At 62.3% G+C, this 7,925-nt stretch carries 9 protein-coding genes; 7 read left to right on the top strand and 2 right to left on the bottom strand.

The features are described from left to right. On the top strand, positions 1-487 hold a 487-nt coding region (locus tag VEK15_27270; GenBank protein ID HXV64429.1), incomplete at its 5' end, for a homocysteine S-methyltransferase family protein. An 11-nt stretch (positions 488-498) separates the two neighbouring features. Here the strand turns inward: VEK15_27270 and VEK15_27265 are convergent. Continuing rightward, positions 499-1,959 (bottom strand): cyclic nucleotide-binding domain-containing protein, encoded by a 1,461-nt coding sequence (locus tag VEK15_27265; protein ID HXV64428.1) that lies wholly within the window; start codon positions 1,957-1,959, stop codon positions 499-501. A gap of 294 nt (positions 1,960-2,253) precedes the next feature. Here VEK15_27265 and VEK15_27260 point away from each other — a divergent pair, with 294 nt between their 5' ends. From VEK15_27260 to VEK15_27245, 4 genes are all read left to right on the top strand, one after another. Next, a complete protein-coding gene (locus tag VEK15_27260; GenBank protein ID HXV64427.1) occupies positions 2,254-3,420 on the top strand; it encodes a hypothetical protein in 1,167 nt (388 codons plus the stop codon). A 19-nt stretch (positions 3,421-3,439) separates the two neighbouring features. After that, complete coding sequence (tmk, locus tag VEK15_27255; GenBank protein ID HXV64426.1) at positions 3,440-4,075, top strand: dTMP kinase; 636 nt, start codon at positions 3,440-3,442, stop codon at positions 4,073-4,075. Further along, positions 4,065-5,051 carry a DNA polymerase III subunit delta' gene (holB, locus tag VEK15_27250; GenBank protein HXV64425.1) on the top strand — a complete coding sequence of 329 codons (987 nt, stop codon included), beginning with the start codon at positions 4,065-4,067 and terminating at the stop codon, positions 5,049-5,051. Before tmk ends, holB begins: the two co-directional genes overlap by 11 nt. A 236-nt stretch (positions 5,052-5,287) precedes the next feature. Continuing rightward, positions 5,288-5,602, top strand: coding sequence for an RNA chaperone Hfq (locus VEK15_27245; protein HXV64424.1), 315 nt, complete (start codon positions 5,288-5,290; stop codon positions 5,600-5,602). Between the two features lie 7 nt (positions 5,603-5,609). Here VEK15_27245 and smpB read toward each other — a convergent pair whose 3' ends face one another. Then, a complete protein-coding gene (smpB, locus tag VEK15_27240; GenBank protein HXV64423.1) occupies positions 5,610-6,089 on the bottom strand; it encodes an SsrA-binding protein SmpB in 480 nt (159 codons plus the stop codon). Positions 6,090-6,349: 260 nt separating this feature from the next. Here smpB and VEK15_27235 point away from each other — a divergent pair, with 260 nt between their 5' ends. Both VEK15_27235 and VEK15_27230 read left to right on the top strand, forming a co-directional pair. Further along, a complete protein-coding gene (locus tag VEK15_27235; GenBank protein ID HXV64422.1) occupies positions 6,350-7,573 on the top strand; it encodes a type II secretion system F family protein in 1,224 nt (407 codons plus the stop codon). Further along, on the top strand, positions 7,574-7,925 hold a 352-nt coding region (locus VEK15_27230; GenBank protein ID HXV64421.1), incomplete at its 3' end, for a pilus assembly protein PilB.

Genomic DNA, 7,925 nt, shown 5'->3' with positions numbered 1-7,925 from the left:
CGTGATGATCACGATGAGCTTCGAGAACTCGGACCAAACACCCGACGGCGAGACCCCGGCCGATTGCGCCCGCGCCCTCGCGGATGCGGGGGCGGACATCGTCGGTGTCAATTGCCTGCGCAACCCTTCGACCATGCTTCCGCTCGCGGTAATGATGAGACGAGCCGTCGACATCCCCATCGCGACGCAGCCGACCGCGTACCGGACTCCCCCGGACCGGCCGGATTTCACCAGCCTTCCCGAATTTCCCACCGAGCTCGACCCATTCCAGTTGAGCCGTCGAGAGATGGCGGACTATGCGGTGAAGGCCCGGGACCTGAGTATCGGTTACATCGGTGCCTGCTGCGGTGCAGTATCGTGCCACATCCGGCAGATGGCCCTCGCGCTCGGGAAGATCGACGCCGACCGACGGCTATGGAAGACGGGAGCCGAACGTCCCATGTCCGCTTTCGAGTACTACGGGCACGACCGGAAACGCGAGGCATGAAGGGGCGGGGCTTAGAAGGATTCCGATCGCGACGTGCGCTCGTCGTAGGCGAGCCGGATCTTCGCCTCGACGTGCGGATGTCGGCGACAAATCGCCGTGAGGTTCTCGCGCGATAGCTCCAGGAGCTCGGTCATCCTGACCGCCGTCACCGTTGCCGTCCGCGGCTCGCCCGAGAGAACCGCCATCTCGCCGAAAAAGTCCCCGTCCTTCAGGGTGGCGACGACCACTTGCTTCCCGTCACGCTCGACCGTGGCATGAACCTCTCCGGTACTCACGATGAACATGGAGTCGCCGGGATCACCTTCCCGCACGATCGTCTCGCCTTGCTTCGCCACGCGCCGAACCAGCAGGATAGCGACGTCGATGAACTCCGAAGTGCTGAGATCCGAGAAGAGCGGGATGTGGGTCGGCGCGGGCTCTTCCTCCTGCTCCGAGCGTTTCGCCGAAGATCCCACGTCGTCGATGATCGAGTCGATCAGGGAATCGATGTCCTCGCCAAGCGCTCCGAGCAGCGACTCCGCTTCATCGGCGGCGAGAGGGGATTCCGTCTCCCGGTGGAGGGCAAGGACATCGACTTCGTCATTCTCGTGGGCCGCGGGAGTCTCGGTAAGATCGAGAACGATCTCGGGCGATGAGTCGAGAGAGGGCTCCAGACCCGCGTCCTCGAGCAAGATCTCGACCTCCGGCTCGCTCGATTCCTCATCGATACCGACGATCTCGATCTCGTCTTCGTCCTTTGGCTCGGCCGGACCGCCAAGCGCGATTGGCTCCTCACTAAAGCTGGGTGGCTCGTCGGCGAAGGGCTGCGCATCACCGGCGGTGTCCTCCATGTGCTCGAAGCCACCAGCGACGAGCTCCGGCTCCGAAGGAGGCACGACCACGATCGGTTCTTCGGCCGCCGGTTCTTCGGCTTCAGCCGGGGTGGGCTCCGCGGGCGACTCGACGGGCGCATCGCCCAGGTGACTGGCGCCGAACTCCATGGCAAGAGTGTCCTCGAGACTGAGCTCGGGAAGTCTTGCGGTTGTGGCTTCGTCGGCCGTCGGGGTCTCGAATCGGTCGCGAGGAGGCTCCACCTCCGCCGGCTCGACGGGCTTGTCCGGATGGTAGAGCGCCTCGGACAACGCCGCCTGCGACGCCGGGCCCGACGAGCGCATCTCGTTCATCGATGCCAGCTTCTCGTGCACGTCGGTCTGGCTCGGATCGAGCTGCAGGATCTTCTTGTTGATCGCAATCGCGCGGATCATGAACCCCTTGTCGGCGAGCTGATCGGCGACGATGCGATACTGCCGGATCGCTTCGCGTTTACTCCCCGCGAGAACCAGGGTGTCGGCACAGCGGAGTCGAATCTGAGTGTTCTTGGGATCCCTCTTCAGGAGCGCGTTGAACCACTCCATCGAGCCTTTGTAGTCACGCTTCTGGAGACAAGCTTGGATCTCGGCGAAGGGATCTTTCCGCCTCTTGCGAAAGGCCATGAATAAAAAATGGTATCACGAAGCGCCGAATGGTACTCGCGTCGGGGCGACGAAGAGCTACAGCCCGCCTTTCTCTCCAGAGAGCTCAATGCCGTGGCGGGACCCGTAGTCGATCGTGCCGCCACGGCTCGGGCTGCTTACGGCGCGGCAAGCGCGCCGGGCTCGCTCCGCTCGCGCAGGGTGGGCCGAGTTTTTCATCACCCTGCCAGGGCCGGCAGGTCGGCCTTGCCGGGTCGAAAGCACCTCTGCTAAACTGCCCCGCCGGAATCATTATCGTTTGCCAACCGACTTCGATTGAACCGGGTACTGGCCTGGCGAAAGCGATTCGAGATGCGGTTTCCCGGAAGCAAGCTCCTCTCACAAGACCTCTCGACGAGGACCACGCCCTTCGACAGCATCGTGCGGCATTGCGAGGACGTCAATCTCTCCGGATACGTCGAGATTACGCTTCCCGACGCCGAGGGTCTGATCCTTTTCTACATCGGGGAGCAGATCAACATCATTTTCCGCTTGGGGATGAACAAATTCTTCCTCGGAAACGAAGCGACCTTGAGGCTTCGCAACGCCGCGGAGTTGAAGGAGGGCAAGATCTCGATCTACGAGCTGCCCCTCGACATGGCTCACATGCTGCGCGGCTTGTCCAACCGCAAGGAGATCTTCGCCCAAATCTTCGCCTCGGATCCGCTGCGGGATCTCCTGAAACGGCTCGAGAAGGAGGGCCACACCGGCTCTCTCGAGGTGCTGACGAACAAGGGCACGGGGATGATTCTCCAGGTGCGGGGGCGCTTCTCCAACGCCTACCTGGAGACCGAGGGCGGCGCGACATTCGAAAAGAAGGAAGCGCTCAACAAGATCCTCGAGATCCTGGATCGCGACGACACGTCGGCGAAAGTCTTCCAATCCGACTTTTCTCCCGACATCTGGAAGTCGCGGCAGCAGGGAGCCAAGGGGCGCACGAGCCGTCTCCAGGAAATGCTGGAGCAGAGCGGGCCGGTGTCCACGAAGAGTCTCGCCACCGAGCCTCCGCTCGTCCACCCGCAGGATCTCGGCCTTCCCCCTTCCAGCGAGGCCGATCGCAAACCGATACAGCAACAGATCCTCGGGGAGATCCGCGAGCAGACTCCCTCGCTTCTCGCAGCGTTTTTCTTCGATCTCGACTCGGAGGAGATCGACTCCGCGGTGGTCACCGCTCCCGAGGAGACCGCCGATCGGCTGATCGTGGACAAGCTCCCCGCCTTCGTGCACTACCTCGAGAACCTCGCGGCCATGAGGGGAGACGATCACATCGAGATCCTCTCGATGAGCACCGAGAACTTCTACCTGATCGTCAAATGCATTCAGGAGACGAACGAGGGCATCGCCCTCATCACCGATCTGAGCCAGCCCATTACGCTTGCGAGCTCCCTGCTCCTCAATTGTTCCCACCGCTACTTGACGATGGTGGCGGGCGCCGCCGTATGAGCTCGGCGTAGAGTCGGATTTGTTCCTCACGCTAGAAGGCATCGAAGGCTGCGGGAAGTCCACCCAGGCCCGACTCCTTGCGAGACGTCTTCGCCGTGAAGGCCATCCGTCGCTGCTGACCCGGGAGCCGGGCGGAACCTCGATCGGCCGTCAGATCCGCCAAGTGATCCTGAGCACGAAAAATCACGGGATGAGTGCCGAGGCCGAGCTCGGACTCTACTTCTCCGACCGGGCTCAGCACCTGCGCGAGGTGGTGTGGCCGGCGCTCGAGGCGGGATTGATCGTCGTCTGCGACCGTTTCACCGACTCCACCATCGCCTACCAGGGGTACGGAAGAGGACTTCCGCTGCGGCGCATTCGCTCCATCGACAAGGCTCTCACCGGGGGGTTTCGTCCCGACATCACACTGCTCTTCGATCTCGCCCCGGCCCAGGGACTGCGACGCGCCCGCAGCCGAAACCGCGCCAGCGTCTCGAGGAGTCGCGAGGGGCGCTTCGAGGAGGAGGATCTGCAGTTTCACGAACGCGTGCGCGCGGGCTATCTGGGAATGGCCCGTCGCGAATCGAAACGCTTTCTCGTCGTCCCCGCCGACGGCAGCCGAGCGAGAGTACACGAGCTCGTCTGGGAACGACTTCGGAGACGCCGTGTCGTTTGATGCGCTCCGGGGGAATGCGCGCCTGATCGCACTGCTCGAGAGCATCGCGCGATCGGGAAACGTGCCCCCGAGCCTCTTGTTCACCGGTCCCCCCGGGGTGGGTAAGTTGCGGGCGGCGATCACGCTGGCTCAGGCTCTGAACTGCAAAGTCTCCGGGGGGAACGGCTGCGGCGCATGCCCGGTCTGCTCCCGGATCGAGCGCGGCGAGTACCCGGACGTGCGAATCGTGCGTCCCGAGGGGGCCGGGGGGCAAATCAAAGTCGAGGCGGTCCGTCTCATCGCTTCGGAGATGCCGTTTCGGCCCTTCGAGGGACGGATGCGCGTCGGCATCATAGCGGACGCGGACCGTCTGAATCCGAGTGCGGCCAATACCATTCTGAAGACGCTCGAGGAGCCACCTCCTTGGGCCGTGCTGGTGCTCGTGACCTCGAACCTGGCGGCAATCCTTCCGACCCTCGTGTCCCGCTGTCAGATCTTCCGCTTCGCGCCACTCTCGACCGAAGAGGTCGCCGACCTCCTGAGACGGGAGCACGACCTGTCGGAGTCCCAGGCCCGCCTGCTCGCTGCTTTGTCGCAAGGAAGCGTCTCGAGGGCACTTTCGCTGAACGACGAGCCCTTCTCCGATCTCCGCGACGAGGCGTTTCGTCTCGCCGAGATCGTCGCTGAAGGAAAACCCGAGAGGGAGCTCGTGGCCCTGTCCGAGTCACTCTCGAAGGAGAGCCGGCTCCAGCTCCTGTTGAATCTCCTTCTTGGGGTGGTTCGGGACGTCGCCACCCACCTGGCGGGCGGCGTCCCCGTCCACGTCGATCGGACGGCCGATCTGGATCGACTGTCGGCGAAAGCGCCGCTGGGCGTTTGGATTCAGGCGTACTCGCTCGTCGAAGGCGGCCTCGAGGATTTGAGAGACCGCTATTTGAACAAGCGCATCACTTCGGGACGATTGATTCACGAGCTCAACCGCTTGCGGAACGCGTGATTCCGCGGGTTTGCTTTGCCCGGCCCCCATTTGATAAACTTTTCTTACTGTAGCTATCGCAAAATAACTAGTGCAATTTCTCCAAAAAAACGCCTGCCCCTAGGCCATTCAGGGTCACGAGTCGTCGGCTTACCGGCAGGTCCATAAGAGACAGGAAGACGCGGTACTCCGCGCTGGGCGGGAGGGTGCCTTTCCGAATTGGGTTTTTCCTGAATCGAGAACCGAGGTAACACGCCGTGAACCGCAAGCTGATTCGGCCGAATTTGACCGACCTGAAGGACCAGATGGCTCCCAAGGGCCCGCCGCGGCCGAGGCGAGTACCTCCCGAGCAGACCAACGCCGAAAGCTTCTACTATCTCAAGCAGATGAACAACAAGACCCCGATGGTAGTGGTCCTGCAGGACGGGGAAGAGATACGGGGCGTCATCGAGTGGTACGACAAGAACTGCTTGAAGCTAAACCGCAACGATCAACCCAACGTGCTTCTGTTGAAGCACAACATCAAGTACATCTACAAGGAATCCGAGGCCGAGAACGGCGCCGAGCGCTAAGCAACTACTACCGATTTCGCTCCTTGAGGGCGGCTTCGATGTCCCGCTTCACGTCTCGCTCCCGCGCCGCGCGGCGCTGGTCGTGCAGTCGCTTCCCGCGGGCGAGAGCGATCTCGACCTTGAGCCGCCCGTTCTTGAAGTAGAGGCGAGTCGGTATCAGGGTCAATCCCCTTTCGGTAATCTTCCCGATCAGCCGTCTGAGCTCTCGCTTGTGGAGCAGCAGCTTGCGGGGTCGCTCCGGCTCATGGTTCTCGAACGAGCCGTGCGAGTAAGGACTGATCCGGATCTGAAACAGGAACAGCTCGCCGTCCCGGGGCGCCGCGTATCCGTCTTTGAGGTTCACGCGCCCCTCGCGGGCCGCCTTCACTTCGGTACCCACCAGCACGAGTCCGGCTTCGAATCGCTCGAGAAGCTCGTAGTCGTGAGTGGCCTTGCGGTTTACGGCGACGACCCGGGCCGCCTCGGAGTCGATATCCCGCGATTTCATGAAATCTCCTGGAAGAAACCGACGCCCGTACGGGTATCCGGAATGGGGAAGCGGCTTGACTGCAACGGCGCCGGGCCTTAGTCATGTTATACTATACTTTAGCTTTCGCTCGTAACCCTATGGAGAATAGAGATTAACTCCGTTCGCACAACATCGTGGCGCCACGAGCCGATATGATTCGGACAGATTGGGTTCTCGCGCCCCCGGGTTCGTCGAGCGTCTCCGCTGCCGACTCCAACGTGAATGCGAGCTGACGGTCGATGTCGCAATTCGTCGCGAAAGTGGGAACCTCGGCGGGTGATATCGAGGAGCATGCCTTCACGGCGGACAGCGAGCTTGCGCTGCGGAGCGAGCTTTCCGATAGGGGATACCACGTCTTCTGGATCCGCCGGAGTCTGGGAGTGCCGTCTTTGCGCACGCTCCTCACGCGCGGCCGGCAGCGTATCACGCAGACGGAGTTCACGCTCTTCAACCAGGAGCTCGCGGCTCTTCTGAGAGCCGGCCTGCCGCTCGTGCAGTCACTCGACATCATGCTCGAGCGCATGAAGAACCCGTTGTTCCGGCAGGTGCTCCAGGATGTCCGCGACAAGGTGAAATCGGGTACCGCGCTCTCGGACGCTTTCCGATCTCACGGCACGCTCTTCCCCAGCATCTATTCCGCCTCGTTGATGGCGGGAGAGAAGAGCGGAGGGCTGGAGGAAGTGATCCAGCGCTACGTCAAGTACCTCAAGCTCACCGAAGGCACCAAGAAGAAAGTCGTGGCGGCGCTCGTCTACCCGGCCTTTCTCTTCGTGTCGCTCATCTTCGCGGCCGCGTTTCTGTTGCTCTGGGTCGTGCCACGATTCGCCGGATTCTTCGAAGGGTTCGACGCCGACCTCCCGATCTTGACCCGGGTGCTCCTCGCGATAGCGAACACCTTACGCGCGCACATCGTCATCATCCTCCTCGTGCTCGCAGGGGGAGGCGGCTTTTTCTACTTCTGGTCGAAGCGGGAAGGCTCGAAGCGCATCATCGACCGAATGACGCTCAAGCTCCCTTTTCTCGGCCACGTGCTCCATGTTTTCGCGACCTCCCAGCTCACGCGCTCGCTCGGAACGCTTCTCTCCGGGGGGATTCCCCTGGTTCAGGCGATCGACATCGCGGCATCCTCGATCGGCAATCGACACGTCGGCGCCGCCGTCCGCCCGGTCGCGGCTCGGGTGCGTGAAGGCAAGGCCTTCTCCTCGAGCCTCGAGGAGACCAAAGAGTTTTCCAACCTCACGATCGAGATGGTCAAGGTCGGGGAGAACACCGGGGGTCTCGCGGAGATGCTCCACAGCGTCGCCGACTTCGCCGACGAGGAGATCGACAACCGCCTCACCCTCATGCTGTCCATGCTCGCGCCGGTGGTACTCTTGTTCATGGGGGGCCTCGTGGCTCTGATACTCCTCTCCATCTACTTGCCCATGTTCGACCTCATCAACGCGGCGCGGCAGGGGTTGTAGATGTCATCGCTCGAGCCAGAAGCCATATCGCTCTCTCCCGAGGAGTCACAGGCTCGCGAGGAAGCGGATGCGAGACAGCTCGCCGACAGGTGTCGGATCAGCTTCATCGACCTTTCGAGCTTCCAGCCCGACCAGGAGCTGTTTCGAAGCGTTCCCGTCGACCTCATGTTTCGCTACAACTTCCTCCCCTACAAGAAGGAGGAGGGAAAGCTCGTCGTCGTCACCGCCGATCCCACCAACGTCCCGGCGCTCGACGAGCTGGCCACCGTGCTCAAGATGCCGATTCGCGCCGCCGTGGGCACGAACTCCGCCATCCAGGAGCTTCTCAAGAAGAGCCAGAGCGCGCAGCGCG

The organism is Vicinamibacteria bacterium (genome assembly GCA_035620555.1).
Lineage (GTDB): Bacteria > Acidobacteriota > Vicinamibacteria > Marinacidobacterales > SMYC01 > DASPGQ01.
This window is presented reverse-complemented; position numbering and strand designations above follow the sequence as displayed.